This is a genomic window from Nonomuraea coxensis DSM 45129, from assembly GCF_019397265.1.
GTDB lineage: Bacteria > Actinomycetota > Actinomycetes > Streptosporangiales > Streptosporangiaceae > Nonomuraea > Nonomuraea coxensis.
The window spans coordinates 4,374,120-4,400,653 of the sequence record NZ_CP068985.1 but is presented as its reverse complement, the minus strand read 5'-3'; the positions used below and the strand labels follow the sequence as shown (position 1 = coordinate 4,400,653).

General features: G+C 71.2%; 23 protein-coding genes and 1 riboswitch. Of the genes, 9 read left to right on the top strand and 14 right to left on the bottom strand.

Annotated elements, in window-relative coordinates; translation table 11 throughout:
* Window positions 1-177: 177 nt before the first annotated feature.
* Genes Nocox_RS20465 through Nocox_RS20450 form a run of 4 tightly spaced genes read right to left on the bottom strand, consistent with a single transcriptional unit; the run spans window position 178 to window position 3,929 of the window.
* Entirely contained in the window at window positions 178-2,412 is a 2,235-nt protein-coding gene (locus tag Nocox_RS20465) for a heavy metal translocating P-type ATPase (protein ID WP_020543485.1), read from the bottom strand.
* Window positions 2,413-2,433: 21 nt separating this feature from the next.
* Window positions 2,434-3,411 carry a hypothetical protein gene (locus Nocox_RS20460; RefSeq protein WP_020543484.1) on the bottom strand — a complete coding sequence of 326 codons (978 nt, stop codon included), beginning with the start codon at window positions 3,409-3,411 and terminating at the stop codon, window positions 2,434-2,436.
* Window positions 3,408-3,617 (bottom strand): heavy-metal-associated domain-containing protein, encoded by a 210-nt coding sequence (locus Nocox_RS20455; RefSeq protein ID WP_020543483.1) that lies wholly within the window; start codon window positions 3,615-3,617, stop codon window positions 3,408-3,410. The genes Nocox_RS20460 and Nocox_RS20455 overlap by 4 nt, the downstream gene beginning before the upstream one ends.
* A gap of 30 nt (window positions 3,618-3,647) precedes the next feature.
* Complete coding sequence (locus tag Nocox_RS20450) at window positions 3,648-3,929, bottom strand: metal-sensitive transcriptional regulator (RefSeq protein WP_020543482.1); 282 nt, start codon at window positions 3,927-3,929, stop codon at window positions 3,648-3,650.
* Between the two features lie 223 nt (window positions 3,930-4,152).
* On the opposite strand from Nocox_RS20450, the gene Nocox_RS20445 reads away from it, so the two are divergent.
* Window positions 4,153-5,577 carry an MFS transporter gene (locus tag Nocox_RS20445; protein ID WP_020543481.1) on the top strand — a complete coding sequence of 475 codons (1,425 nt, stop codon included), beginning with the start codon at window positions 4,153-4,155 and terminating at the stop codon, window positions 5,575-5,577.
* A gap of 77 nt (window positions 5,578-5,654) precedes the next feature.
* On the opposite strand, the gene Nocox_RS20440 is transcribed toward Nocox_RS20445, so the two are convergent.
* The 3 genes from Nocox_RS20440 to Nocox_RS20430 all read right to left on the bottom strand — a co-directional run bounded on the left by Nocox_RS20440 (window position 5,655) and on the right by Nocox_RS20430 (window position 9,121).
* Window positions 5,655-6,299: a CHAP domain-containing protein gene (locus tag Nocox_RS20440; RefSeq protein ID WP_020543480.1), complete on the bottom strand. Its 645-nt coding sequence runs from the start codon at window positions 6,297-6,299 to the stop codon at window positions 5,655-5,657.
* Window positions 6,300-6,311: 12 nt separating this feature from the next.
* A riboswitch (cyclic di-AMP (ydaO/yuaA leader) is annotated at window positions 6,312-6,458 on the bottom strand.
* Between the two features lie 218 nt (window positions 6,459-6,676).
* A complete protein-coding gene (locus Nocox_RS20435) occupies window positions 6,677-7,873 on the bottom strand; it encodes a hypothetical protein (RefSeq protein ID WP_020543479.1) in 1,197 nt (398 codons plus the stop codon).
* 150 nt (window positions 7,874-8,023) lie between these two features.
* Complete coding sequence (locus Nocox_RS20430; protein ID WP_020543478.1) at window positions 8,024-9,121, bottom strand: HesA/MoeB/ThiF family protein; 1,098 nt, start codon at window positions 9,119-9,121, stop codon at window positions 8,024-8,026.
* 126 nt (window positions 9,122-9,247) lie between these two features.
* On the opposite strand from Nocox_RS20430, the gene Nocox_RS20425 reads away from it, so the two are divergent.
* On the top strand, window positions 9,248-12,415 hold the full coding sequence (locus Nocox_RS20425) for an AfsR/SARP family transcriptional regulator (RefSeq protein ID WP_084685685.1): 3,168 nt from the start codon (window positions 9,248-9,250) through the stop codon (window positions 12,413-12,415).
* 44 nt (window positions 12,416-12,459) lie between these two features.
* Here the strand turns inward: Nocox_RS20425 and Nocox_RS20420 are convergent, their stop codons facing one another.
* Entirely contained in the window at window positions 12,460-13,536 is a 1,077-nt protein-coding gene (locus Nocox_RS20420) for a serine hydrolase domain-containing protein (protein WP_157383084.1), read from the bottom strand.
* A 172-nt stretch (window positions 13,537-13,708) separates the two neighbouring features.
* The gene (locus tag Nocox_RS20415; protein ID WP_020543475.1) at window positions 13,709-14,452 is read right to left on the bottom strand and encodes an MBL fold metallo-hydrolase; all 744 of its coding nucleotides are present in this window, start codon (window positions 14,450-14,452) and stop codon (window positions 13,709-13,711) included.
* Window positions 14,453-14,679: 227 nt separating this feature from the next.
* On the opposite strand from Nocox_RS20415, the gene Nocox_RS20410 reads away from it, so the two are divergent.
* Window positions 14,680-14,865: a hypothetical protein gene (locus Nocox_RS20410; RefSeq protein WP_157383083.1), complete on the top strand. Its 186-nt coding sequence runs from the start codon at window positions 14,680-14,682 to the stop codon at window positions 14,863-14,865.
* Window positions 14,866-14,970: 105 nt separating this feature from the next.
* On the top strand, window positions 14,971-15,216 hold the full coding sequence (locus Nocox_RS20405; RefSeq protein ID WP_020543473.1) for a hypothetical protein: 246 nt from the start codon (window positions 14,971-14,973) through the stop codon (window positions 15,214-15,216).
* A gap of 40 nt (window positions 15,217-15,256) precedes the next feature.
* Here the strand turns inward: Nocox_RS20405 and Nocox_RS20400 are convergent, their stop codons facing one another.
* Window positions 15,257-16,087: an alpha/beta fold hydrolase gene (locus tag Nocox_RS20400; protein WP_084685684.1), complete on the bottom strand. Its 831-nt coding sequence runs from the start codon at window positions 16,085-16,087 to the stop codon at window positions 15,257-15,259.
* Window positions 16,088-16,310: 223 nt separating this feature from the next.
* Between Nocox_RS20400 and Nocox_RS20395 the strand changes: the two genes are divergently transcribed.
* Genes Nocox_RS20395 through Nocox_RS20385 form a run of 3 tightly spaced genes read left to right on the top strand, consistent with a single transcriptional unit; the run spans window position 16,311 to window position 19,807 of the window.
* Window positions 16,311-17,567: a glutamate-cysteine ligase family protein gene (locus tag Nocox_RS20395; protein WP_157383082.1), complete on the top strand. Its 1,257-nt coding sequence runs from the start codon at window positions 16,311-16,313 to the stop codon at window positions 17,565-17,567.
* 40 nt (window positions 17,568-17,607) lie between these two features.
* Window positions 17,608-18,666 (top strand): hypothetical protein, encoded by a 1,059-nt coding sequence (locus tag Nocox_RS20390; RefSeq protein ID WP_020543469.1) that lies wholly within the window; start codon window positions 17,608-17,610, stop codon window positions 18,664-18,666.
* 16 nt (window positions 18,667-18,682) lie between these two features.
* On the top strand, window positions 18,683-19,807 hold the full coding sequence (locus Nocox_RS20385) for a hypothetical protein (protein ID WP_157383081.1): 1,125 nt from the start codon (window positions 18,683-18,685) through the stop codon (window positions 19,805-19,807).
* Here the strand turns inward: Nocox_RS20385 and fxsT are convergent.
* From fxsT to Nocox_RS20365, 4 genes are all read right to left on the bottom strand, one after another.
* Window positions 19,758-22,445: an FxSxx-COOH system tetratricopeptide repeat protein gene (fxsT, locus tag Nocox_RS20380; RefSeq protein ID WP_169577039.1), complete on the bottom strand. Its 2,688-nt coding sequence runs from the start codon at window positions 22,443-22,445 to the stop codon at window positions 19,758-19,760. The two genes, Nocox_RS20385 and fxsT, sit on opposite strands and share 50 nt — an antisense overlap.
* Before the next feature lie 218 nt (window positions 22,446-22,663).
* Entirely contained in the window at window positions 22,664-23,239 is a 576-nt protein-coding gene (locus Nocox_RS20375; RefSeq protein ID WP_026214388.1) for a GNAT family N-acetyltransferase, read from the bottom strand.
* Between the two features lie 178 nt (window positions 23,240-23,417).
* Window positions 23,418-24,053, bottom strand: coding sequence for a hypothetical protein (locus Nocox_RS20370; protein ID WP_020543464.1), 636 nt, complete (start codon window positions 24,051-24,053; stop codon window positions 23,418-23,420).
* Entirely contained in the window at window positions 24,050-24,442 is a 393-nt protein-coding gene (locus tag Nocox_RS20365; RefSeq protein ID WP_026214387.1) for a hypothetical protein, read from the bottom strand. Before Nocox_RS20365 ends, Nocox_RS20370 begins: the two co-directional genes overlap by 4 nt.
* Window positions 24,443-24,501: 59 nt before the next feature.
* Between Nocox_RS20365 and Nocox_RS20360 the strand changes: the two genes are divergently transcribed.
* Window positions 24,502-25,743: a PEP/pyruvate-binding domain-containing protein gene (locus Nocox_RS20360; protein WP_020543462.1), complete on the top strand. Its 1,242-nt coding sequence runs from the start codon at window positions 24,502-24,504 to the stop codon at window positions 25,741-25,743.
* 85 nt (window positions 25,744-25,828) lie between these two features.
* Window positions 25,829-26,443 (top strand): histidine phosphatase family protein, encoded by a 615-nt coding sequence (locus tag Nocox_RS20355; RefSeq protein ID WP_020543461.1) that lies wholly within the window; start codon window positions 25,829-25,831, stop codon window positions 26,441-26,443.
* The last annotated feature ends 91 nt before the right edge of the window (window positions 26,444-26,534 follow it).

Genomic DNA, 26,534 nt, shown 5'->3' with positions numbered 1-26,534 from the left:
TCGTCAGCGGAACGCAGGCCTCACCCGGGCCCCACCGCCGGCGGCCATCCCCGCGCACACCCGTCCCCTTCCCTTGCCATCGTGGGGTTCACCCGGACGGCCCGATGAAAAGGTGCTCGAAGCAGGACCCTCGATCAGGTGGTCGGCAAGCCGCGCGGCCGATCCAGCACCGAGGTTCTACTTGAAGCGGCGTAGCCGCAGGCTGTTGCTGACCACGAAGACGCTGGAGAACGCCATCGCGGCGCCCGCGATCATCGGGTTGAGCAGGCCGAGCGCGGCCAGCGGCAGGGCGGCCACGTTGTAGGCGAAGGCCCAGAACAGGTTGCCCTTGATCGTGGACAGCGTACGGCGGGACAGCCTGATGGCGTCGGCCGCCACCCGCAGGTCGCCGCGCACCAAGGTGAGGTCGGAGGCTTCGATGGCGGCGTCGGTGCCGGTGCCCATGGCCAGGCCCAGATCCGCCTGGGCGAGGGCGGCGGCGTCGTTGACGCCGTCGCCGACCATGGCCACGACCTTGCCCTCGGCCTGCAGCGTCTTGACCACGTCGACCTTGTCGGCGGGCAGCACCTCGGCGATCACCTCGTCGATGCCCACCTCGTCGGCGACCGTCTTGGCGACGGCCTCGTTGTCGCCGGTCAGCAGCACCGGGGTGAGGCCGAGAGCCCGGAGCTGGGCGATGGCCTCCTTGCTGGTCGGCTTGACCACGTCGGCCACCACCAGCACGGCGCGAGCCTTGCCGTCCCAGCCGACCGCCACGGCGGTGCGGCCGGCGGCCTGGGCATCGTGCAGGTCCCGTTCCAGGCCGGCGGGCAGGTGCTGGGACCACTCCTCCAGCAGGCGGGGGCGGCCGACCAGGACCGCGTGCCCGTCCACGATGCCCTGCACGCCCAGGCCCTCGACGTTGGCGAAGTCCTCGGGAGACGGGAGCTCGCCAACCCGGGCAGCGGCACCCTTGGCGATGGCCTGGGCGATCGGGTGCTCGGAGGCGTGTTCCAGTGCGCCGGCCAGGCGCAGCACCTCCTCTTCACTCTCGCCTTCGGCCACGTGGACGGAGGTGAGGGTCATCTTGCCCTCGGTGACGGTACCGGTCTTGTCCAGCACGACCGTGTTGATCCTGCGGGTGGACTCCAGCACTTCGGGACCCTTGATGAGGATGCCGAGCTGGGCGCCCCTCCCGGTGCCGACCAGCAGGGCGGTCGGCGTGGCCAGCCCCAGCGCGCACGGGCAGGCGATGATCAGCACCGCCACCGCGGCGGTGAAGGCCGCGCCCACGCCGTCGCCGGTGCCCAGCCAGAAGCCGAGCGTGCCGAGGGCCAGCGCGATCACGATCGGGACGAAGATGCCGGAGATCCGGTCGGCCAGCCGTTGCACCTGCGCCTTGCCGGTCTGGGCCTCCTCGACCAGCTTGGCCATCTGGGCGAGCTGGGTGTCGGCGCCGACCCGGGTGGTGCGGACGACGAGCCTGCCGCCCGCGTTCACGGTGGCGCCGGTGACGGGGTCGCCGGGGCGCACCTCGACCGGCACCGATTCGCCGGTGAGCATCGAGGCGTCGACGGCGGAGGCGCCTTCCTCGACGACGCCGTCGGTGGCGATCTTCTCGCCGGGCCGGACGACGAACCGGTCACCGCTCTTGAGCTGCTCCACCGGGACGCGCCGGCCGTCGGCCAGTTCGACGTCCTTGGCGCCCAGCTCCATGAGCGCGCGCAGTGCCGCCCCGGCCCGCCGCTTGGAGCGCGCCTCGAAGTAGCGGCCGGCCAGGATGAACGCCGTGACGCCGGCGGCGGCCTCCAGGTAGATGTTGCCGGAGCCGTCGCTGCGTTCGATGGTGAACGCGAACGGGTGCGTCATCCCGGGCGTGCCGGCGCTGCCGAAGAACAGCGCCCACAGCGACCAGCCGAGCGCGGCGATGGTGCCGATCGAGATCAGCGTGTCCATGGTCGCGGCGCCGTGACGCAGGTTCGTCCAGGCGGCCTTGTGGAACGGCCAGCCGGCGTAGACCACCACCGGCGCGGCGAGCACCAGCGACAGCCACTGCCAGTTGGTGAACTGCAACGGCGGGATCATCGCCATCGCGATCACCGGCACGGCCAGCACGATCGAGGTGATGAGGCGCTGACGCAGGGGCCGCAGCTCGTCCTCCGGCTCCTGCCCGGCTGTCCCCTCCCTCTCGGTCCTGGGCGGGGCGGGCAGGGCCGCGGTGTATCCGGCCTTCTCCACCTCGCTGATGAGCTGCTGGGGGTCGATGCCTTCGGGGAAGGTGACCTTCGCCTTCTCGGTGGCGTAGTTGACCGTCGCGGTCACGCCGTCCATCTTGTTCAGCTTGCGCTCGATGCGGTTGGCGCACGAGGCGCAGGTCATGCCGCCGATCGAGAGTTCGACGGCGTTCTGCCGGTCATCGGCGACCTGGGACATCACCGTTCTCCTTCCTCTCCGTCAGTGGCCGTGGCCGTCGTCGCCGTGCTTGCTCGGCTCGGGCGTGGGCTCGGAGGCCGCCACCTGGGGCCGCTCGCCCGCGCCGAGGGTGAAGTCGGCCGTGCGGACCTCGCCCTTGTGCTGGAAGTCGAGGAACAGGCGGTAGTCGCCGGTGCTGGGCACCTCGGCGTAGAAGACGATCTCGGGGCCGGGCTTGGTCGTGCCGTCGCCGGGCTCTCCGTCGGGGTGGACGTGCAGGTACGCCAGGTCCCTGGCGCGCAGGGCGACCAGGTGGCCGTAGGCGCCGAGGTAGGGCTGCAGGTCGGTGACCGGCTCGCCGTCCTTGCTGACCTTGAGGGTGAGCCTGCTGGACTGCCCGGGGGTCAGGTCGCCGTCCAGGGTGACCTCGTAGCCGTCGACCGTCGCCGTGCGGCTCTGCGCGGGCAGCGCCTCGGGCCGGTAGTCGCCGGCCACGGCCAGGTCGGCTCCCAGGGTCAGGGCCTCGCCGCCGGTGGGCGCGAAGTCGGCGAAGGCGCGGTACGGCCCGGCCTTGGGCAGGGTCAGCTTGACCGACCACACGCCGTCGGGCGCCATCTCCGGATGCACGTGCTGGAAGGTCTTCAGGTCGCGGGAGGCGACGATCAGGTGCAGTTTCTTGTCGTGCTGGACCTGGTAGCCGGTGACCGCCTTGCCGTCGGGTCCGGTGACGGCGAAGCGGAAGTCGGTGGGCTCACCGGGCTTGATCGTCGCGGTGAGCGGGTTGAGGGCGTAGCCGTTCTCGGACACTTGGAGCCCCCCGGGGGTATCGTCCTTCGCCTGCGGTTGCGTGGCGTGCTCCCCGTGGGCCGCGCTCGCGCTCGCGGTGGGCGCCGTCATGGCGGCGTGGTCCTCGGCCGGGGGCGCCTCGACCGGGCCGACCGCCTTGCCCACGCCCAGGGCGCCGCCGAAGACGACGGCCAGGCCCAGGACGTACGAACCGAGCTTGACCGCGGTGTTCACGGCTTCGCCACCTCGTAACCGGCCTCCTCGACCGCGGCGACGATCTTCGCCGCGTCGACGGGGCCGTCGCTGTTCACGGTCAGCAGGCCGGTCGCCAGGTCCACCTCGACCTCGGTGACACCGGCGACTTCGCCGACCTCCTCCTTGACGGAGCTCACGCAGTGGCCGCAGGTCATGCCCTTGACGGTGTAGGTGGCGGTGCTCATGTCGATCTCTCCTTCGATCAATCCGGTCGGTCAGGAACGAACAAGCCGTGCGATGGCGTCGGAGGCCTCCTTGACCTTGGCCTCCGCCTCGGGCCCGCCCTTCTGCGTGGCCTCGGCGACGCAGTGGGCCAGGTGCTCTTCGAGCAGCGACAGGGAGAACGACTTCAGCGCGCTGGTCGCCGCCGACACCTGCGTCAGGATGTCGATGCAGTACTTGTCGTCCTCGACCATCCGCTGCAGGCCGCGGACCTGCCCCTCGATACGGCGCAGGCGCATCGCATGGTCCTGCTTGCTGTGGGTGTATCCGGCCATGTCCACTCCCCTCTCGGTCGCTTGCCCGGAACAACACCATACCCCCCTATGGTATTTCTGACAAACGCGGCGGCCTGCGCCGCGGGCCCCACAGAACCGCCGGCCCCGCCTCCGTGATCGCCCGCATGGACGCCGATCCGAACTTGACAGATACCCCCCAGTGGTATTCATTAGCCATCGCTCCTCATACCCCACCGGGGTACCCTGACTTTTGGAGACACCCATGTCCGCACCATCCCCCCGGCGCTGGACCGCCCTGGCGCTCATCGCCATGGCCCAGTTCATCGTCATCATGGACACGTCGATCATCGGCGTGGCCCTGCCCCGCATCCAGCAGGACCTCGGCTTCTCCCAGGAGAACCTGTCCTGGGTGTTCAACGCCTACGTCGTCGCCTTCGGCGGCCTCCTCCTGCTCGGCGGCCGCCTGTCGGACCTGTTCGGCGCCCGCCGGCTGTTCGGCGCCGGCTGGCTCATCCTGCTCGCCGGCTCACTCCTGGCCGGCCTCGCGCCCGAGGTGTGGGTCGAACTGACCGGCCGCGCCGTCCAGGGCGTCGGCGCCGCGCTGATCGCCCCGTCCGCGCTCACCCTGCTGATGATGCTGTTCGGCCACGCCCCCAAGGAGCTGACCAAGGCCCTCGCCCTGTACGGTGCCGCCGCCCCCGCCGGCGGCACCGCCGGCGTCTTCCTCGGCGGCCTCATCACCGAATACCTGAGCTGGCCGTGGGTGTTCTACATCAACATCCCCATCGCCGTCGTCGCGCTCCTGGCCACCGGCCCGCTGATGCCCGCCGCCCCCGCCCGGCGCGGCTCCATCGACGTGCTCGGCACGCTGACCGTCACCCTCGGCCTCGGCACCGCCGTCTACGGCGTCGTCCGCGCCCCCGAGATCGGCTGGGGCTCGGCCGGCACCTGGATCACGCTCGCCGCCGCCGTGGTGCTGCTCGCCGCGTTCGTCGCCATCCAGGCCCGCCGCCGCGAACCGCTGATGCGCCTGTCCATCTTCCGCACCCCCGGCCTGTCGGCCGCCAACCTCACCCAGTTCCTGCTCGGCGGCGCGTGGATCCCGATGTGGTTCTTCCTCAACCTCTACCTGCAGCAGGTCCTCGGCTACGGCGCCTTCCCCAGCGGCGCCGCGCTGCTCCCGATGACCGTGCTCATCATGATCGGCATGATCGTCCTGGCGCCCCGCGCCATCGGGCGCTTCGGCCCCAAGGCCACCACCGTCAGCGGCCTGCTCCTGCTCGCCGCCGGCATGGCCTGGCTGTCGCTGATCAGCCCGGACGGCGGCTTCGCCACCGACGTCCTGCCCGCCGGCCTCGTCGCCGCCCTCGGCATGTCGCTGGCCTTCATCCCCTCCCTCGGCACCGCCATCTCCTCGGCCCGCCCCGAGGAAGGCGGCCTGGCCTCCGGCATCGTCAACACCAGCTACCAGGTCGGCTCCGCGCTCGGCCTGGCCGCCATGACCGCCGTCGCCGCCGCCAACGGCGCCGGCCGGCTCGGCGACCTGCCGGCCCTCACCGACGGCTTCTCCGCCGCCTTCGTGGGAGCCGCCGCCATCGCCCTGGCCGGCGCTCTGATCGCCGCCGCGACCCTGCGCACCCGCGCCGCCGCGCCGGCCGGCGACGAGGCCACCGTCTCCCGTACGTGAGCCGGCGCCCGTCACCGATCACGGACGCGCCCCCGCTCCCGGATCCCATCCGAGGTGGGGGCGCGTTCCCAGCTCCGTCAGGCGCGGTAGTCGGGGTAGCCGTAGCCCACGACCTGCGACTTGGGCCGGATCCGCTGCTCGACCTTGCCGTTGCCGGTGTTGCCCTCGATCGCGGTGATCGTGCCGTCGCCGTTGTCCTGCTTCACCAGGCCCACGTGGTCGATGCCCGAGGTGCTCCCGCCGTTCCAGTCGTAGAAGACGACGGCGCCGGGCTTGGCCAGCGTGCCCCAGCGCTTGTTGTCCTGGAACCACTTGGCGTAGGTGACGGTGTAGGCGTCCCAGCCGACGGTGGGCCGGGCGCCGGCCTTCTCGCCGACCCAGGAGACGAACATGGCGCACCACGGGGCGTTCGCGTACGCCTGCACGCTGCCGCCGTCACGAGCGATGGTCTCCTTGGCCCGCTGCGAAGACATGTACCAGCTGTGGAACGGCGTACCGCCACCGGCCGCGTTCTCCGTCACGCCGAGCTGCGACTCGGCGATCCGCAGCACCGTCTGCGCGCTCGCCTGGGTCGCGGGCTTCCGGGCCTGCTCCTGGGAGTCACGGTCGGCGGCGAAGGCCGGGCCGGCGGCGAGAACGGCACCGGCGGCCACGCTCATCCCGACGGCGAGCCTGGAGAGGTTCGCGGGCATGAGGGTACGAACGAAGGTGTGCTTGGGCATTACGGGGATTGCTCCTTGCTTCCCTGCCGCCTACCGGGTTAGCTGACGGGTTCGGGCGTGGAAGTGCCCTACGGCGCGCCCGCGTGGAGCACGCCGATTCACCCCGGAAACACATGGGTCCCCGGCTCCGCGAGATCGCGGACTCGGCGGCCGCGTCCCACCTCGACACATGCGGTTCATGCTGGTGAGACACGGTCTCGGCAATGTGGAGACGTCACGCGACATGCTTGCGCCTGCCTGGCGTACGCCTTAAGTCCTCGAAGGTAAGCGAACCTCACAGAGAGATGCAAGCGCGGGTCTGCCCTCCGCAACGCGATCCCCTGCACAGGCGGGGATCGGCGAGCGATTTCTTTACCCACGCGCCCGCCGCTCGGCTCTCAGAGGAGCCGGCCGGAGCGGCGCAGCCGGCGTTCGCGCAGGGCGAGAGCGGGCGGCACGCAGAGCTGCACGCCGATGTAGACGGCCACGGCGAGCGCTTCCCAGAAGCCGGCCGAGGTGACCGAGCCGCTCGCGAGCCGCTCCAGCCCCCATCGCCCCAGGGAGACGACCAGCGGCAGCACGACGGTGGCGAACATCCAGCCCATGACGGCGATCCCGGCCACGTACGGGATCACGAACCAGCGGGCCACGCTCCGGTCGCGCTCCGACATCTGCGCCAGCTCGTCCGCCTCGGGCGGGCTGAGCCGGAACAGCCGGGACTTGGCCGTCAGCCACGTCGCCCGGTAGAGGTTGTGGCAGCGCAGCGCGTTGGCCAGCAGCGCGTACGCGTCGCTGCGCAGCGGCAGCGCGGCCCACTGCCAGACCAGGTTGACGACCAGGAGGAGCGAGACGGCGGCGAGGAAGTCGCCGGCGACGCCGCCCACGCCGAGCAGCCGCGCGCCCAGCGACGCCGCCAGCAGCACGACGTCGACGGCCATCCCGGCGAGGTACACGCCGTGGCGGCGATGGCGCGGCACCGTCACGATCTGGGTGAGGTCGGTCTCGTAGACCACGTACAGGCCGCGATGGCTCACCCGGAAGACGGCCGGCACGCCGATCGCGCGGCCGGCCAGCCAGTGCCAGGCCTCGTGCACGGCGCCGCACGCCATGGCGAGCAGCAGCCAGGTGAACGCCGAGAGCCCGGGGCTGGGCAGGAACCAGGCGTCCTGCCAGGACGGGCGCAGCTCGGGCCGAAACAGCAGGAGCCCGGCGGAGAGCACCGCGGCGGCCCCGTAGCAGGACCAGGCGACGGGCCCGAACAGCCGGGCCGCGGCCCCCGGGCTCACTCCCTCGATCCACTTGACCCGGCCGCGCGGGTCGGGCTGCTCCCCCGGCGGGTCGAGGAGCCCGGCGGCGGTGAGCCCGTCGAGGAAGTCCGCTCCGTCCACCGGCTCCCCGGCGACGTCACCGGCCCGCGCCGTGGCCTGGTCGAGCGAGCCGGTCTCCTGGAGCGTGGTGACGAAGACGGCGCCCGGCTCCGGCACCGCGACGAAGACGCCCAGCTCGGGCCGGCCGAGGATCCACGCCTCGCCGTCGTGGGCGACGGTCAGGCGGGCCGCTCGGGCACGCAGTTCCTCATCCGTAGAGGTGGCCATTGTCTGTCTCCAACCGAGGACGGCACCGACGTGGGAGGGCCGCGCTCCGGCGTCGCCGGAGCGCGGCCCCTCGCCCGGATCAGGAGTCCGGGTGGACCAGCTGGGTCAGCCGGGTGTTCTCGATGCGCTTGATCTCGAGCTTCACAAGGATCACCTCCCTCCGCAGACGGCACAGTCGGGGTCGCGTGGCCACTCGGTCTGGCTCGTCGCGCAACCGCGCGCGAAGTCGACGGTGAGCGGCCGGCCGGCGTACGCCGGCGGCTCGAAACCGGTCAGGTAGCGGAGCACCTCGAACGCGCCGAACGCGCCGAGCAGCCCGGCCACGGGACCGATGCCGCGGTTGGGCCGCGGCAGGCGGGCGAACAGCCGGTTCGCCGCGATCGCACCCGCGATCTCCGGGTCGTCGGGGTCGGGGAAGTCGGCCGGGTTCGCCGGGTCGGCGGGGACGCAGGCGCGGCAGGCGCTGACCCCCGGGTGCACCGACCACACCGTCCCCGTGGTGACGGCCATGCCGCCGCGGACGAAGGGGACGCCGGCGCGTACGCACGCCTCGTTCACCCAGAGGTCGATCCGGTTCGGCCGGTCGACACCCGAGGCGACGACGTCCGGGCCGATGCGGCGGACCAGCTGCGCGAGCTGCTCGGGCCCCTCGAGGTCGGCGTCGATCGCCTCGACCTGGATGCCCGGGTCGAACGCCCTGATCCACTCCGCGGCCCGCTCGGCCTTGCGCGCGCCGATGTCGGCCCAGCGGTACAGGTACTGGCGGGCGAAGTTGCGCGGCTCGACGGCGTCCCGGTCGAGCACGGTCATCGTGCCCACGCCGAGCCCGGCCAGGTGCGGGATCGTGTTGGAGTTGAGCCCGCCGGTGCCGAGCACGAGCACGTGCGCGTGCCGCAGGCGTTCCTGCAGGTCCTCGCGGCTGTGCTCCAGCGTGCCGAACGACTCGAAGAAGGCGAGGTTGCTGAAGTACCGCTCGGCGGCGTCCGGCTCCAGCCTGCCGAGGCGGTCGCCGTCCTCCAGCAGCCGCTGGGCGTCGAACGCCTCGACGGCGGCCCGCACGTCGGCCTCGTCGAGCCCCAGCTCGCCGGCGAGCCCGGCGACGGTCCTGCCGCCCTCGCTCAGCAGCTGGAGCAGCTTCTCCACCAGCCCGTCAGGGTCGGCGATCATCAACTGGTCGCGTGGGTCGTTCACCAGCCGCAGCTCGTCCCCGACCCGCTCCCAGGCCGTGTTCTTGAGTCGTGGCCTCATCGCCGCGTCCGCCAATCTCTCGGAGGGATCGGCCACACCGTGGCAGTCACCGGCATGATTTCCGCATGGATCCCGTATGGGCGGAGTTCAGGACGTGCGGGAAACGTATCGGCTAGCGTCTGACGGGTGCCCTCCGCCGACCTCCGATTCCTCCTCCTCGGCACTGCGGAAAGCGTGGTGGGCGGCCGGGCCGTCCACCTGACGGGCAGGCAGCGCACGCTGCTCGCGGCGCTGCTGCTCGACCTCGGCCGCGTCGTGTCCGTCGAGCGGCTGGCCGATCACCTCTGGGGAGAGGCCCTTCCGCCCAGCGCCCCCGCGCGGGTGCGCGGGCTGGTCACCGAGCTGCGCCGGGCCCTCGGCGCGGACACCGTCGTCACGCGCAGCCCGGGATACCTCATCCCCGCCGACGCCGCCGACGTGGACGCCGAGGAGTTCACCGCGCTGGTGGAGCGGGCGCGCGGGGAGAGCGGGGAGGCCGCCGTCGCCCGCTACGAGCGCGCTCTCGCGCTCTGGCGCGGCGAACCCTTCCAGGAACTGAGCGGCCCCGCCGCCCAGGCGGAGCGCTACCGGCTGGAGGAACTGCGGTACGAGGCGATCGAAGGCAGGGCCGCGGCGCTGCTGGAGCTGGGTCGCGGCCACCAGGCCGGCACCTCGCTGATGCGGCTCGCCGCCGAGCAGCCGCTGCGCGAACGCACGCACGGCCTGCTCATGCGCGCGCTGCACGAGGCCGGGCGGGTCCCGGAGAGCCTGGAGGTGTACCGGACGTTTCGGGCGCGGCTCGTACGGGAACTCGGGGTGGAGCCGAGCGCGGAACTCCAGCGGCTGCACCAGCGGCTGCTCCAGAACGATCCCCCGGAGCCGGCGCCGGCGCCGGCCCTCGTCCCGCGTCAGCTGCCGCCCGGCACCGGCCACTTCGTCGGCCGGTCGGCGGAGCTGTCGCGCATGGCCGAGGGCCGGGCCCTGATCGTGACAGGCCCCGCCGGCGTCGGGAAGACCGCGCTGGCCGTCCACTGGGCCCGTCAGGAGAGCGGGCGTTTCCCCGACGGGCAGCTCTTCCTCGACATGCGCGGCTTCGACCAGCGGGAGCCGATGCGGGCGGCCGAGGCGCTGCCCCTGCTGCTGCAGGGGCTCGGCCAGGCCGTGACGGACATCCCGGTCGAACTTGACGCCCAGGTCGCGCTGTACCGGTCGTTGCTGGCCGACCGGCGCCTGCTCGTGGTCCTCGACGACGTCGCCGAGCCGGACCAGGTCCGCGCGCTGCTGCCCGGAGGTCCCGGCTGCCTCGCCCTCATCACCAGCCGGGACAGCCTGCCAGGCCTGGTCGCGCTGGACGGGGTCGAACGCCTCACCCTGGACGTGCTGACCAGTGAGGAGGCGCTGCGACTCGTCGCCCAGCGCGTCGGCGAGGATCGCCTGCGCCGCGAGCCTGAGGCGGCCGCGCGGCTCGTGACGCTCTGCGGCCGGTTGCCGCTGGCCCTGTCCATCGCCGTGTCCTGGATCGGCGAGCACGAGCACCGGACGATCGGCCACTACGTACGCGAGCTCGCCGATCACGGGCGGCTGGCGCGGCTGCGGGTCGAGGGCGAGGAGAGCGTCGCCGTACGGGCGGCGCTCGACCTGTCGTACCACGCGCTGCCACAGGCGGCCCGGCGGGTCTTCCGGCTGCTCGGCCTGGCGCCGGTGGCCACCGTCTCGACCGCGGCCGCGGCGGCCCTGGCGGGCACGAGCGGCGAGCGCGCGCGGCGGTCGCTCGACGCGGCGGCGCGGATCCACCTGGTCAAGGAGACCGCCCTGAGCCGCTACGCCGCCCATGACCTGGTGCTGGAGTACGCCGCGCAGCGCGGCCTCGCCGAGGACTCCCCCGAGGAACGCCGGGCCGCCGTCGAGCGGCTGTGCGCCTACTACCTGCGCACGGCCGAGGCCGCCGCGTCGGCCGCCGGGTTCCGGGCCGTGGCCCCGCCGCACGGTCAGGCCCTCCCCGACGTGACTCCCACGGCCTTCCGCGACGGGGCCGAGGCCCTCGACTGGCTCGGCCGCGAATGGGACAACCTCGCGGCCACGATCTCCCACGCCGCCGCGGAGGGGCCGCGCCCGTACGCCTGGCTCCTCGTGGCGGCGCTGGCGGACGTCATGCAGCACCTGCGGACGCGCGGCGAGGGACTGCGGCTCGCGGAGATCTCACTGGCCGCCGCCGAGCAGGAGGGGGACCTGGGCGGGCAGGCCGCCATGTGCCAGGTGATCGGCCTGTTCCGCTGGCGCCTGGCCGACTTCAAAGGCGCGATGGGCCACCACCGGCGGGCGCTCATGCTCTCCCGCCAGGCGAGGTGGCCGCATGGAGAGGCGCTGGCGCTGCAGGGCTGCGGCGTCGTGCTCAAGCAGCTCGGCGAGCCCGGCCAGGCCATCCCGCACTACCGGCGGGCGGTGAAGATCCACCGCATGCTGGGTGACGAGCGGGGCGAGGCCCGCGGCCTGAACAACCTGGCCTCGGCCCATCTCATGCTCGCCCAGCTCCGGCAGGCCGAGCGGAGCCTGCTCGCCGGCCTCCCTCTCACCAGAGGGACGGGTGACCGCCACGTGCTGGCGCTGACCCTGGTCAACCTGGCGCTCGTGCACCAGAAGCAGGCCCGCTTCGCGGAGGCGCTGGAGTCGCTGCGCGAAGCCCTGGCGGTGGCGGAGGCCGCGGGCCTGCGCTACGCCGAGGCGGTCACGCACGAGACGTTCGGCTGGACGCACCGCGAGGCCGGCCACCACCGGGAGGCCGTCACGTCCTTCACCCGGAGCCTGGAGATCGCCGAGGACGTCGACAACCAGCGCTGCCAGATCGCCTCGCTGACCGGCCTCGCCGGCGCCGAGCTGGAGCTGGGCCGGACCGGCGACGCCTTCGCCCACCTCGACGCCGCACTGGAGCTGGCCCGGCGCACCGGCACCGACCTGGACGAGGTGCTGCTGGGCTACGCCGAGGCGCGCCACCGCCAGGGCCGGCACGACGAAGCGCTCGCGGAGGCGAACCGGGCCCTGGAGCTGGCGCTGACGGCCAACCCGCTGAACCTGCCGCGGCTGCACACCCTGCTCGGATCCCTCCACCTCGCCACCGGCGACGACCGGCGCTGCGCCGAGGCGTGCGAACGGGCGCTGGAACTCGCCGCCCGGTCCGGGCAGCGGCTGGAGTACGCCCGCGCGCAATGGACGCTCGCCCACGCCCTCGCACGGCAGGGCGACGAGCGGGCGGAGCGGCACCGGCGCGAGGCCGAGGAGCTCCTGGCCGCCATCGGCGCGCCGGCACCCCGCCTGTGAGCAGAGCCGGAGGCACGTCGCCTCCACCGCACGGCGGTCGTACGTCAGCCGCGCCGCTGGTCCGCCGTCCCGCAGAACACCTTGACGGCGATGCCCATCACCTCCGCGGTGGACGGGTTGCGGGTCGAGGGATTGATCGACAGCGTCATCGACTTGCCGGAGTCCGAACGGAACGCGAACGTCAGATACCCGATCAGCTCGCCGCTGTGTCCCCACACCGTTCCGCACGGCAGCCGGTAGGCCTGCAGTCCGAGCCCGTAGCCGAACCCGGCTCCCGTCTCGACCGTCGTACGCATGGCCCGCAACGACGACTCGCTGATCAGCCTGCCGTCGAGCAGCGCCGACATGAACCGCTCCAGGTCGGCCGCAGTCGAGATCATCTCCCCCGCCGCCCAGTCCAGCGAGGGGTTCATCCGCGTCGCGTCCACCAGCTCGGGCATCGGCTCGTACCCCTTGGCGTGCGGCGACGGCAGTCCCGCCCGGTTGCCCGGCACCAGCGTGCGGCGCAGCTTCAACGGGTCGAGGACGCGGCGCTTGACCTCCTCGCCGTAGGGGTTGCCGGTCAGCTTCTCCACCAGCAGTCCGAGCACCACGTAGTTGGTGTTGGAGTAGTGCCACTTGCCGTCGTCGGGGAGCTTCTTGGCGAAGGCCACCTTGAGCAGCTCGCGCGGCTGGTAGGAGCGGAACCGGGCGTCGCCGCGCCAGCGGTTGGTCGAGTATCCGGGCTCGCTCATGTAGTCGTACAGGTGACTGGTGTGGTTGAGGAGCCGGCGGACCGTGATCTGCTCGCCGCCCGGCACCAGGCCGGGCAGGTGCTGCTCGATGGGGTCGTCGAGCCGCAGCTCGCCCTCGTCCACGAGCTGGAGCACCACGGTCGCGACGAAGGTCTTGGTGACGCTGCCGATCCGGAAATAGCCGTTGGGCGACGGGCGTCCCCCGCGTTGGAGGTCGCGTACGCCCGCGGCGCCCGCCCAGGTGCGGCCACCGCCGGAGACCCGCGCCAGGGCGGCCGTCGCCCCGTCGCCCGCCACGATCTTCTCCAGATCGGCGCGCACGTCCACTCCTTGGCCGCCCGCCGCAACAGCCGTCGCCACCAGCACGTTCATCGTCGTCTGCATCATGGGCTCAACGCTATGGAGATCGGCTTCGCGGCGGAATGCGGTGCGCCGCCGACCCCATCTGCGGAAAACCGCACCCTCCGAGGAGCCGAGACAGCGCGGCACCGCCGGGACGCGGCGCGCACATCCCATGCCGCATCGGCGTCACCGTGGTCGGAACCCCAGGAAGGCTTGCTCAGGAGAGATCGATGGTGAGACCGGAGGTGGCGATGCCGATCTCGCCGTCGTACTCGGCCTCAGCAGCGGCTCGCGCCGCTGTGGCGTCTGTGTCCGGCTGCAGGTGAGTCAGTAACAGGTGCCGGGCGTCGGCTTCCTTGGCCTGCCGACCTGTCTGGCGGGCGCTCGACAGGTGGCGCCGCATACCCTGCGGCACCTGGTCCGCGAATGTGGCCTCGGCCAGGAGCAGGTCAGCGTCACGCGCCAGATCCACCACATCGGGGCTAGGACCGGTGTCCCCGGTGTAGGCGAGCACTCGCCCGCCCGCTGTCAGCCGTATGCCCGCATTGGGCACCGAGTGCGGCAGCAGACGGGTCCGCGCGCGGAACGGGCCGATGGCGAGCCGGTCTCCCGCGATGAACTCGTGCAGGACGTAGGCGTCGCTCAGCATCCCCGGCCGGTCCAGCGCGAGCACCGCATCCAGGGCGCCGGGCAGCGAATACACCGGCAGCGGCCCCGGCGGGTCATCACGCAACGCACGCGCACGCAACAGCGGGTTCAGGTCGGCACAGTGGTCGGGATGTCCGTGGCTGATGAACACCGCGTCGACCTGATCGGCGGTGATCCGTTCCAGCAGCCGCGGCACCGTCGCGTACCCGGGGTCGACGAGCAGCCTGAACCCCTCGTGCTCCACCAGGTAACCGCCGCAGGCCTGGCCCGCCCCCGGCCACGCACCGCATCCACCAAGGATCGTCAGCAGCATCCAAGAACCCTAACCTCGATCTTGCATGGTGTCGGTGTCCGCCGATCCCTCCGTCGCCTCGATACGGGGCGCGCTCCAGGTCCTCCGGCGTTCGGTTTGGGACGCAGGCTGCCCGTACCGCTCACGCCGCCAAGATCATCGCAACGGACCGCTGCCTGCCGCTACCCGCTCGGTAGCCGGTGATCGCGGATGTAGTGCTCGATCGGGTAGGCGGTGCCTGTATCGACGTGCTCTCCCGCCACCTGGAGCACGTCACTGCCGCCAGCCTGCCCGACGACCTGCTCGATCTGCCCACCCCGGCCGAGGTCCTGGACGCGGTGCCTGACCCGCGCAGCCGCCGGGACGCCGCTCTCGCCTCGGCCCGCTGCCGGCGTTATCCCTGCTCGCCGTGCTCGGCGGAGCAACCTCCCTAATCAAGATCGCCCGGTTCATCGCCGGATACAACCCGGACCTGCGCGCCGCGGCCGGCCTACCCGGCGCGGTGCGGCCGGCCGGCCGCGAGCACCCTGGGACGGCTGTTGGCCCGCTCGGACGGCAACGCCTTCGACACCGCGACCTGCACCTATCTGGCCGCGCTCGCCGCCTGCACCCCACCCGCCACCACAGACAGCCGCCCCCTGCTGGCATTCATCGTCGCGGCCGTCGCCACCGCCGCCGCGGCCGGGCGCGACGCGACGACGATCGGCTGGACCACCATCGCCGCCATCGACCACTGCCGCAGTCGCCCGGCCGACGACCTTCAGCTACTCGGTTTCACAACGTGAGAACGCTTCGGCCCTGGGCCCCCGCCTACATGCTGCCGTGCTAGCGAATGTGGTCCAGCTCAGGAGAGAGGTTCTCCTCGCGAATGAGGTCAAAGTGCCCCATTGACGTGAGTGAGAATGAGATGCGCGACTCGTCCACAACCGCTGCCCGCATGGCCGGCAAGTGCCTCTTGTACGCGGACGACAGCACCACCCGCACAGCATCGGAGACCGCGGCCACAGCGGCCAGACGTGCGCCGATCTGGGTGTATCCGTCAGGGTGCCAATAGCCAAGCATGTCTCGCGAGAGACTCCACAGCTGGACGAAGTCCTTTGTGCGGACCTTGGCGACGTATGAGCGGAGCGCCTCCAGAACAGCCGGATCAGTCGCCTGGCCGATCAGTTTGTCGAACGCAGGCAGGGGATCATTAGGATCCGCCTCGGCGAACAACTTCGAAATGGCCATCGTCGACTGGTTCACGTTCGGGTCGAGCAGCAGGGCCGCCGCCATCCGAGGAGCCGCCGGCCTGTTCTCCCTCCAATGTTCGGCGAGACACAGAATCAGATCGGCGCCGAGCGAGAAACCGGCGAGCACGATCTTTTTCTCCGGATACTTGCCGTGAATCTCCGCAATGAGGTCCGAAACTGTTTCGACATGCTCCCTCAACGGTATGGGACCCGCCGAAATGGTTGACCTCGCCTCGAACCCGACAAGGGTGATGGCGATGCTGTGCTGTTCGTCGTGACGTCGCAGGTAGTCGCAGTAGTCGCTGGAGTCCAGGCCGAGGCCGTGCAGGAAGATCACTATGGAGGAGGAGTTCGACGATCGCTCGACATAGGCCGGCTGGCGCCCCATTTGTAGCCTGGTATGGAGTTTGGTGCTCATCATCATGTTGCGCCTTGAGGTTGATGGTGATGTTCCGGCGGCGCCCGCCACTCTTGACCGTAAACAATTCGTTCATGTGTTTCCATGGAGGACGGCAGCCGCACCGCTGTTGGATCGCTATGGACAGTATGAACGCCCGCTGGCTTAATAGACTACACGGGGCAACTTGCATTCGGCATGCACTTGCAAACTCTGCCGTGTTCTAGGTGTAGGCGCTGGGAGATGGTGCGTGAACAGCCAGCTGACAGTGCACAGCGCAGCCAAATGGATTCGCGACAATGCCTTCTCCAGTAATCAGGTGGGACGGGTGGGCATAGAGCTGGAGTGGCTACTCGTACCTGACGATTCACCTGATAGGCGCATAAGCGTCGCAGATGTCAAGGCGTGTCTCGAAATTGATGATGGACCTTTACCAGCGGGAGGGTGTGTCACTTTCGAGCCCGGCGGCCAGCTCGAACTCAGCACGGCCCCGGCCGACTCGCTCGCCGAATGCCTGGACGCGGCCGCCCGCGACCTGCAAGTGCTCCGCGACGGAGCTGTGCGCTCCAGCCTTACTCTGCTGGGGCGCGGTCTTGACCACCGGAGGGCGGCCCGCGTCGTGGACACTCCGCGGACCGTCGCTTTAGAGCGCAATTACGACCATTTCGGACCTTACGGCCGAGTCGTTATGTACAACAGCGCATCGGTTCAGGTCAATGTCGACGCCGGCGATGACTCGTCAGGCCCGCGAGGTTGGAGACACCGGTGGTGGTTGGCCAACAGCCTTGGTCCTGTGCTCACGGCGATGTTCGCGAACTCGCCCTTCGACCTCGGCACACCGGAACGATCGAGACGGCAGGTGCTTCGTTTCCTCACCGACCCGACCCGTACCGACCCGCTGCCCCTCGTGGAGGATCCACGTGAAGCGTGGGCGGACTATGTGCTCGACGCCCGGGTTGTCGGGATCGCCCAGTCGTGTCCGCGCACCTTGGAGGCTCCTCCTCCGGGCCTCACGATGCGGCAGTGGCTCCGCGGGGCGGGACCACGACGTGCTCGCCTCGACGACCTGGAGCATCACCTCAGGTCGGTGCTGCCTCCCGTGCGGCCGCGCGGCCATCTCGAGCTGCGCATGATCGACGCTCAGGAGGGCGACAACTGGATCGTGCCGGTCGTCACGGTGAGCGCACTGCTCGATGACCCGTACGCCTTCCGGGAGGTGCGCAGGATCGCCGAGACTCTGCCTCTGCCGAGCATGCGCGAGACATGGGTGACAGCCGCCCGTGACGCCATGGGGGAACCCCGTTTTGCGGAGGCCGCCCAGCGTTGCATGGCGATCGTCATCGACGCCCTGGAGCGCATGGAGGTGCCCGGACGGGTACGGCCGATCGTGCAGAGGTTCGCAGAGCTCTACACCTTCCGCGCGCGGTGTCCCGCGGATGACCACTTGACCGACCGGCAGCCCCTGTCCGTGGCGGTCGCGGCCTCCGGGGGGCCGACCGCCCTTTGAGAGAGGCCGCCTCACCCGTCCTGGGCCCGAAGGGAGCGACATGTTCCAGGAGCGGCGCACAGCCTTCGACCGTACGCTCGCCGCCATCGTGCAGCACCAGCAGGGCCACCACGGCTGGTCGCATTTTCATCGGCTCGTTCGGGAACTGCTCGCCGGCGGGCACCCCGAATTCTCCCGCGTACTCGAGACCGTGTGGAGCGCGCGACCCCACATCAGCGACGCCCACCTCATCACCCTGACAAGCGCCGCCGTCCGCCAGATCGCCTTACGGGAGAAGCGTGACACCTCGCTGTTCGACGGCGGCGTCGATGACGCCACGCGACTCCGTCTCCTCCGTGATCTCGTCGAGCGCCACGGCGAGGAACTGGCCAGGGAGATGTGCGGCCGGTCGAACTCGTTCACCGGCGCACGCCGTTTCCTCGTGCCGCAACTGATCATCGGCGGGTTCGCCGCCGAGCACGGATTGGACGAGGTGAGATTCCTCGACCTGGGGACCGGGGTGGGAATTCTGCCTCGCCAGCTCAACAACAAGGCCGTCTACGATCGGTTCGGGACAGACTTGGCATGGGAGCCGTACACGCCTGAATACCGGACCATACCGCTGGCCCTACGTGTCGGCGCGGACGCGCCGCCCCTGCCCAGCATGGAGTGGTTGCGTTCCTGTTACGGGCCGTCCGAGTATTACGAGGAACGGTTGGAGGAACTGCTGTGGTCCTTCGACATGACGGCCGAGGAGGGCAGAGCGGTGGTGACCGCCGAGCTCGACATACTGGATCTGCCGCGGCTGGCCCATTTCCTCCGCACCAACCGGTTCAACGTCATCACCTGCAATTTCGTGCTCTTCCAGTACGACGTCAGTGTTCAAAAGGCGATAGAGGCGTGTGTGATGGACAACATCGCCTCCCCGGGGCTGTTTCTCACCATGAATCCCAGCCACGGCCTCCTTCGGCCGGGGTGTCAGGTACGTGGCCGGCTTGCGGGCGAGCCGAAAGAGTTGCGTCTGGTGGCCGCCGGCGACGCCCATCTCATCGGCACGGCCACGATTGAGGCCGACTTCCCGGTCGTCATGGGCGGACGGCAGGAGAAAGGCATTGGCTGAGGACGCGAGCAGGGGCATGACGTTCCTGAGCCTGATCCGGCGTCACCGCGTGCTGCTCGGTGGGGTGGGCGGCACCCTCGCCGTCATCATCGGCATCTACGGCGACGAGGCCAGGACGGCACTCGACTGGCTGTGGGCGAGCATGGGACAGGTTTCTGAGGCGCTGCCCGTTCTCGCCGTCGTGGGGCTTTGCTGGGCGACGTGGTATGTGCGCGGCGTGGTGGAGCGGAACAGGCGGCAGGACCGGCGCGTCACCGCTCAATCCTTCGACATACGCCCCGCCGATTTCGAGGACGATCTGCCCGGTGACCAGACGGTGATCGGGCGCGAACTGCGCTATCTGGAACGTGTCACGCGATCCAACACCCTGGTCGTCCTGCTGCCCGGCCTTGGGCTCGACGCGAACGACTTCCGGCCCTACATGAACATCGCACATGAGCACACCGCGGCGCTCACCCTCTTCGGGTTCAACGCCGAGGAGGCCAAGGACGAGAGGTATCGGCCGGTCGGCCTGAAAACCCACGTCGAACTCGTCAACGGTGCGCTCAACCATTTCCGCAGGAAGTATCCGCAGAAGAAGCTGGTTCTGGTGGGCTTCTCCACCGGAGCAGATATGATCATCCGTCTGGGAGAGTTCTGGCAGACCCATCCGGCGCGCAACCCTCGCACGTACGCCATGGTGCTCCTCGACCCGAACATCAACCACTCCTCGATGGTCGTGTCCGGGGCGTTCGCAACGATGAATCCCTCCGCCCCCTTCACCGAACTCATCGAGATCGCACGCATTCCGAAGAACATCACCGAGTTCCAGAACATGTCCGAGTACCTGCACAAGATCAGCAAGAAGAACCTGGCACACATCCAGCGGCATGCCGAGGACTGGTGGGACTACTGGGAGGGCGAGGAGAAGTGCGATCGCTTCCTCCGCCGGATCGGCACTTTGCACGCCATGTGCCCGAAGTCGAAAGTCGTGTTCTCCGCGAACTACGACCAGCATTTCAACGAGATAGTCGCGGGAGCCCGGCGGCAGAGCATGGGCGAGATGTTCGACCTGCTCCGCGAGGACCACTTCCAGTTGCTGAACGAGAGGCTCATCGCCAAAGAGGTGGCCGCGCTGGTGACCTCCCCTTCCCTCTCCTGACCTGACGATCGGCCGGCCCAGCCCTGTCGAGCCCGTCGGCGAACGTGTCCCCGGCCCCGGACACCCCAACCCCCTGAACACCCGGAATCAGCGCCCTTCGGAGAACGGCCGCGGAGGCGGCGGCCGCCAGGTTCTCCCTGACGACACGGGTCGTGGGGTGGTCGCTGCCCAGCACTCGCTCGCAGTCGGTGAGGGTGGTCGTGTACAGCGGGACGGCCCGGCCCAGGTTCCCCACCTTCCGGTAGGCGTCGGCCAGGTTGCTGCGGCAGACCAGGGTCGAGGGATGGTCAGGGCCCAGCACCCGCTCGTGGTCACTGACGCCGGCCTTGAGCAACAGGATGGCCCGCTTCGGATCACCCGCCGCCCCGTAGGCGATGGCGCGGCTGCTGCGGCAGGTCAGGGTGTCGGGATGGTCGGGGCCCAGCACCCGTTCGTAGCCGCTGACGGCGGCTTCGAGCAGCGGGACGGCCCGATCCAGGTCCCCCGTCACCTGGTAGGCGTTGGCGAGGTAGGTACGGGAGGTCAGGGTGTGGGGATGGTCGGGGCCGAGCACGCGTTCGCGCTCGGCCAGCGTCTGCTCGTACAGCGGGATGGCCCGGTCCAGATCCTCCGCCGCCTGGTAGGCGTTGGCCAGGTTGGTACGGCAGGTCAGGGTGTCGGGGTGGTCGGGACCCAGCACCCGCTCGTAGTCGCCGGCGGTGGCCTCGAACAGCCGGACGGCGAGCTTCAGGTCCCCTGCCGTCTGGTGGGCGCCGGCCAGGTTCATGCGGGAGGACAGGGTCGAGGGATGATCAGGGCCGAGCACTTGTTCGCGGCCGGTGAGGGCGGCCCTGAACAGGGGGATGGCCCGGCTCAGGTCTCCCGCCTCCTGGTAGCCGACGGCGAGGTTGTGGCGTAGGGCCAGAGTCTCGGGATGGTTCACGCCGAGCACCCGCTCCATGTCGGCGAGAGTGGCCTCGAGCAGTGCGATGGCCCGCTGCCAGTCCCCCGCCGCGTGGTAGGCGCCGGACAGGTTGTTGCGGCTCATCAAGGTGTCGGGGTGGTCGGCGCCCAGCAGCCGCTCGCAGTCGGCCAGCGTCGCCTCGTACAAGGGGATGGCCCGGCCCAGGTCCCCCGCCTCGCGGCAGGCGAAGGCGAGGTAGGTGCGGCAGACCAGGGTGTGGGGGTGGTCAGGGCCGAGCACCCGCGCGCAGTCGGCCAGGGTGGCCTCGAGCAGTTGTACGGCGCGGGCGAGCTCGGCCAGGTCGTGCAGGGATCTGCCGCACCAGAGCCGGAGTGCCAGGAGGTCCTCGGGGAGCTCGTCGGCGGGGGTTCGCCGGTGGAGGGCGTCGCTCTGGTCGATGAGCATCTCGACCGCGGCGCGGGCCGCCCAGGTACGGGCGCCGTCCGGCAGCGTGTCGGCGTAGTCCCGGAGCAGCCCGGTGGCCCGGACCAGGGCGGTGCCGAGGTCGCCGTGGTGGGCGGCGCGGTCGCACAGGACGCGCTGGATGAGGCGGTGCATCAGGACCGTGGTCCCATCCTCACTGAAAGTGATCAGCGAGGTGTCGGCCAGGTCGGCGAGCATTTCCCGCAGTCGTACCGGGGCTGCGCCGGCCTCGGAATCCGCATCGCTCAGGGCGGACAGCACCGGCAGCGGGACGCCGGAGGACGACAGCACGGCGAGAATCGACAGCAGGTCGTGGGCGAAGGGCAGAGCGGACTCCGCCTGGGTGACCGACAGCAGGACGGCCTCGGCGGTGCCGGCCGGGTAGGCGTCGCCGTCCTGGGCGGTCAGACAGTCGCCGACGGGGAAGCCGCGCAGCAGCTCCAGGTAGCCGGCATGGTCCAGGCGCAGACGTACGATCACCGTGGCGGCCTGGGCCAGCGCCAGCGGCAGATGTCCCAGCTCGCGGGCGAGCGCGGCGGCACCGTCGGGGTCGGTCAGGCCGGTGCGCCGCTGCAGGAAGGCCTCGGCCTGCTCGGAGGTGAACACCTCCACCTCGAGCGGCGCGTACGCGCGGGCGAAGGCGCGGTTGCGGGTGGTGATGACCACTCGGGTGGCGCCGGTGGCCGGGCACCAGGCGCGTAGGGCGTTCACGTCGGTGGCGTTGTCGAAGACCAGCAGCGCCGGACGGCTGGTGGCGGCCAGCCATGCCTTGGCGCGGCGGGCGGCGGTGGCGGCGTCCTCGTCGGAGCGGCGTTCGCCCAGCCGCTCGGCCAGGGCGGCCAGGCCGCTCAGGATCTGGTCGGTGGTCTCGGCGGCGATCCAGGCCACCACCGGCCAGCGCGCGGCCTGGCAGGCCCAGGCGTAGGAGGCGGCCAGCAGGGTCTTGCCCACCCCGGGCCTGCCGGCCACGGCGCAGATCACCGCGGCCCCGCCCCCTGCGTCCTGTGCGCCGTGATCCGGGGCCGGGCCGCCGAGCAGTTCGGCGAGCTGCCGTAGCAGCGGCTCGCGCGGCTGGAAGCCGGGCGGGCGTTGCGGGATGTCGCCCTCGACGATCTGGCCGGGGTCCGGTGCGGGCGGGTAGTGGTGGTGGATGGTCTGATCCCTGGCGGACTGATACACGCGGCCCTGGCCGGATGCCTGTGCCCGCAGTTCGGCATGCCGTGCTTCCTCGTCGCGGGAGGAGATACCGGGGACGTCGTCCGCTGTCGACATGCCTCCAGGGTGCTGCCGAACCGGGACGGGCGGGCCCATAGTGACGAACGCGTTACCCGCGATCCCGGCTTCGCTTGCCGCCGGTCCTCCGAAGGACGTTGTCGGCGTCGATCGCGTTCGGGCGTTGCCTGGAGGCGGTGGCCGACCGACACACCGAACGTCGCGGCTCGCGTCCGCAGTTCGGGTTCGGCTCGACGCGGGCCGGCGCGTGGCGGTGATCAGTCCTGGCGGCGGAGGTCCAGCATGGAGAAGACCTTGTCGTAGCGGTGTTCGCCGACGGCGACGAAGTCGGGCAGGCGGCCGTATTCGGTGAAGCCCAGGGACCGGTAGAGGTGCAGGGCGTTGGTGTTGTCGCCACGGGCGTCCAGGGTGAGGACCTCGATACCCGCCTGCCGTGCGTCAGCGATCAAGGCGGCGGTCAGCGCCCGGCCGACGCCACGACCGTGGGCGGTGGCGGCCACCGCGAGCTTCTCCAGGTCGGCGTGCGGGCGGTGGGTCGGCCGGGCGTAGCGGAGCCAGTACCCCAGCCCGATAAGGCGACGGTCGAGGTAGGCGGCGCGCAGGGCCGCGTCCCCGGCGCGCGCCGCGGAGACGACGTGGCCGAGAAGTTCGGCCACCTCGTCCGGCGAGGGTGGTTCGACCCAGCCCAGCGCGGCGCCTCCGCTGACCAGGTCCGCCAGGATCCGGTGGGCCGACTCGGCGAACCGGGCCTCCAGTTCCGGATCGGAAGTCAGGTCCCTGGCGTCGAGGATGGCGGGCTCGGTGATCATGCCGCTGGTCGTGGCCGGATTCATGTCCGGCAGCCTAGCCAGCCGAGCGCCCGCCGTTCCCACGGGTGGTGGTCACCGGATCGCGCCGGCCAATGGCGGGCGCCCGTGCCGTCAGTGGGCCGGCGGCCGCGCACACCGGCTGATCAGCAGCGGCGGGCAGGGCGCTCCACACGGCCGGGCGGACCCATGCCTGGAGACCGGGTCAGGGTTGTGTGTTCCGGTCGAGGCCGAGCGTGGCGATGAGGTCTTCGTGGAGCTGGAACCAGACGCGATGGCAGGAGTCGACGTCGGTGCGGTCCACCCAGGCGTTCTCCCCTGCCCGGGCGCGCTCCAGCGCCGCGGCGAAGCGGGTGTCGTATCCGCGCAGCCGGGTCAGGACGTTCCCGAGCCGGTCGGCCAGGGGCGTGAGCGCGCGGGAGACGCAGGCGAGCTCGTGGAGGACACCGGCGTCCCAGGCGGGGTCGCGATGATCGTTGACGGCGAGCCGGTCGCCGTCGGTGGGCCGGAGTTGCCAGTCGGTGCAGGCGCGCAGCAGGAGGGCGTTGAGGGGGAGGAACGTGCGGTAGACGTCCCGGACCTCGTCGGCGCCGCCGACGCGGGCGAGCTCGGCCGCGAGCAGGCGCTCGTTCTCGGCCCGGCCCGGTTCGGTGAGCGACCAGCCCGCGGTGCCGGCGAAGGCGGAGTACGCGGCCCAGCCGCGCGCTTCGGCGTCGCGCAGCAGTTCCTCGGTCCGGGCCGCGTCGAGCCCGTACCGCTGCGCGATCACCGGGGTGTCGGCGAACCCGAGGACGCGTACCGCGTGCAGGACCAGCAGGTCAGGCGGAGAGTCGCGGGTCACGAGCCGGCTCCTCGCGCCGTCAGGCGGGTGTAGTGCTGCTGGCAGGCCTGCGGGGAGTTGAATCCCATCGCGTCCGCCATCTGCGCCCAGGTCAGTCCGCTGCTGCGGGCGATGAACAGCAGGGCGGACTCGAGTCCTTCCACTTCGGCGCGCGCGGCGGGCAGGAGGGCCAGCGCGCTCAGGACGTCCTCCGGGTCCAGGTCGGCGTTGCGCCAGACGGCGAACTGGACGAGGTCGACCGCCGACAGCGGGGCCGGAGCGGGCCGCCACGGACGGGCGTCGAGCGTGTCCGCGCCCCGGCGCAGCAGGCGTCGCCTCGCGTCGTGCTCGCGGTCGGCCTGGGCGTGGTCTGCGCGCCCGGCGTGAGTGATGTCCTGCTTGCGTGGCATGCCGTTCATGATCCATACTCAACGAAATGTTGTCAATATTTCGTTGAAAGGATGGGCGGGTGATCGTACCCCTCAGATCGGCTGCCGCCGGCACGTGCGGGGGCAAGGCCGGTGCGCTCGGCGCGCTGCTGCGCGCGGGGCTGCCGGTTCCCGACGGCTTCGTGGTGTCGTTCGCCGCATACCGGGCCGCCGTCCGCGACCTGGGCCTCGAACGGTTCGCCGGCGAGCCGGGCCGGCTCGACGCCGTACGGCGGGCGATCGAGGCCGTCGAGGTCCCCGCCACCCTGGCCGACGCGCTCGGACGCGCGCTCGGCGAGCTCGGCGACCCGCCCGTCGCGGTGAGATCGTCCGCCGCCCATGAGGACACCGGCCGGACGTCGGCGGCCGGTCAGCACGACAGCTTTCTCGCCGTACGCGGAGCCGGCGCGGTCACCGACGCCGTCCGCGCCTGCTGGGCCTCCCTGTTCACCTCACGCGCCGTCGACTACCGGGACGCCTCCGGCGGCCCGTCCTCCGGCGACCTCGTCATGGCGGTCCTCGTGCAACGCCATCTGGACGCCGAGGTCTCCGGGATCATGTTCACGCCCGCGGACCCGCACGGCGCGATCCGCATCGAGGCGTCCTGGGGGCTCGGTCCCAGCGTCGTCGGCGGCACGGTCACCCCTGACGCCTACCGCGTCACCGGGGACGGGGCGGTCACCCGCACGGTCGCCTGCAAACGGACCCGCCTTGACCGGCAGGGCGGGCGGCTCGTGATGTCCGACGTGCCCGTCCGCGCCCGCGACCGGCCGGCGATCGACGACGCGACCGCCGGACTGCTCGCCGAGCTGGGCAGGGAGATCGCCGCCGTACGCGGTGGGCCGCAGGACGTCGAGTGGACGATCGCCGACGGACGTCCCTGGATCCTGCAGGCACGGCCGGTCACCGCCACGCCCCCGGCCTGGCCCTCCCCCGCCGACCACGCCTCGGCCTACGCGCCCACGCTGACCGGAACGCCCGGCAGCCACGGGGTCGTGACCGGCGCCGCGAGGATCATCCGGGGTCCCCGCGACTTCACGCACGCGCGCCCCGGCGACATCATCGTCTGCCCCTTCACCGACCCCGCCTGGACGCCGCTGCTGCGCATCGCGGCCGGCGTCGTCACCGAAACCGGAGGCGTCCTCTCCCACGCCGCCATCGTCGCCCGTGAGCACGGCATCCCCGCGGTCCTCGGCGTCCCTGACGCGACGAGCAGACTCCACGACGACTGCACCATCACCCTCGACGGCACCACCGGCACCGTCACGGTGGCCGAGGCGTGAGCGCCCCTCCGCCTCCGCCCCCTTCAGCCACAACGCGAAAGGAGACGGGAAGCGGGCCCGCGCGGGCACCGCACCCCGACCGCCCATGACCACGCGACACCTCTACCTGGCCCGCCACGGCGCCGCCGACGCCTTCGGGAACCTCACCGGCATCGGTCGCCGGCAGGCCCGCCTGCTGGGCGAACGGCTCGCCGGCCTGCCGGTCGACGCCGTATGGCACTCTCCGCTGCCGCGCGCCGCGGCCAGCGCGCACGAACTCGCCCGGCACCTGCCGGACGCGCCCGTCGCCGAGGCCGCCGAACTCGTCGACCACGTGCCCTACGTTCCCCGGGCGGCCGAGACACCCCCGTCCTGGGCCGGCTTCTTCGACGGCTACGACGACGCCGAGGCGGCCTCGGGCCACAAGCTCGCCGAGGCCCTGGTCGCCCGGTTCGCGAACGTCCCCGGCCCGGCACCGGCGGGAACCCGCCGCGACACCCACGAGGTCCTGGTGACGCACGCCTACCAGATCGCGTGGCTGGTGCGGCACGCCCTGGACGCGCCGCCGTCGCGGTGGCTCGGCCTGAACAGCGCCAACGCCGCGCTGACGGTCATCGACTACCGCACCGGCCTGCCGCCGACGCTGGTGATGTTCAACGACGTGAGCCACCTTCCGGCCGACCTGCGCTGGACCGGGTTCCCGGACGGCATGAGGCCGTGAGCCGCCGAGGGGCGTGCCGGCCCGCGCGCTCCTGAGGCGGGCGCGGCGCTGTTCTCCCGGTCGCGAAGCGGTGCGCCTCAGTGACGCCGAG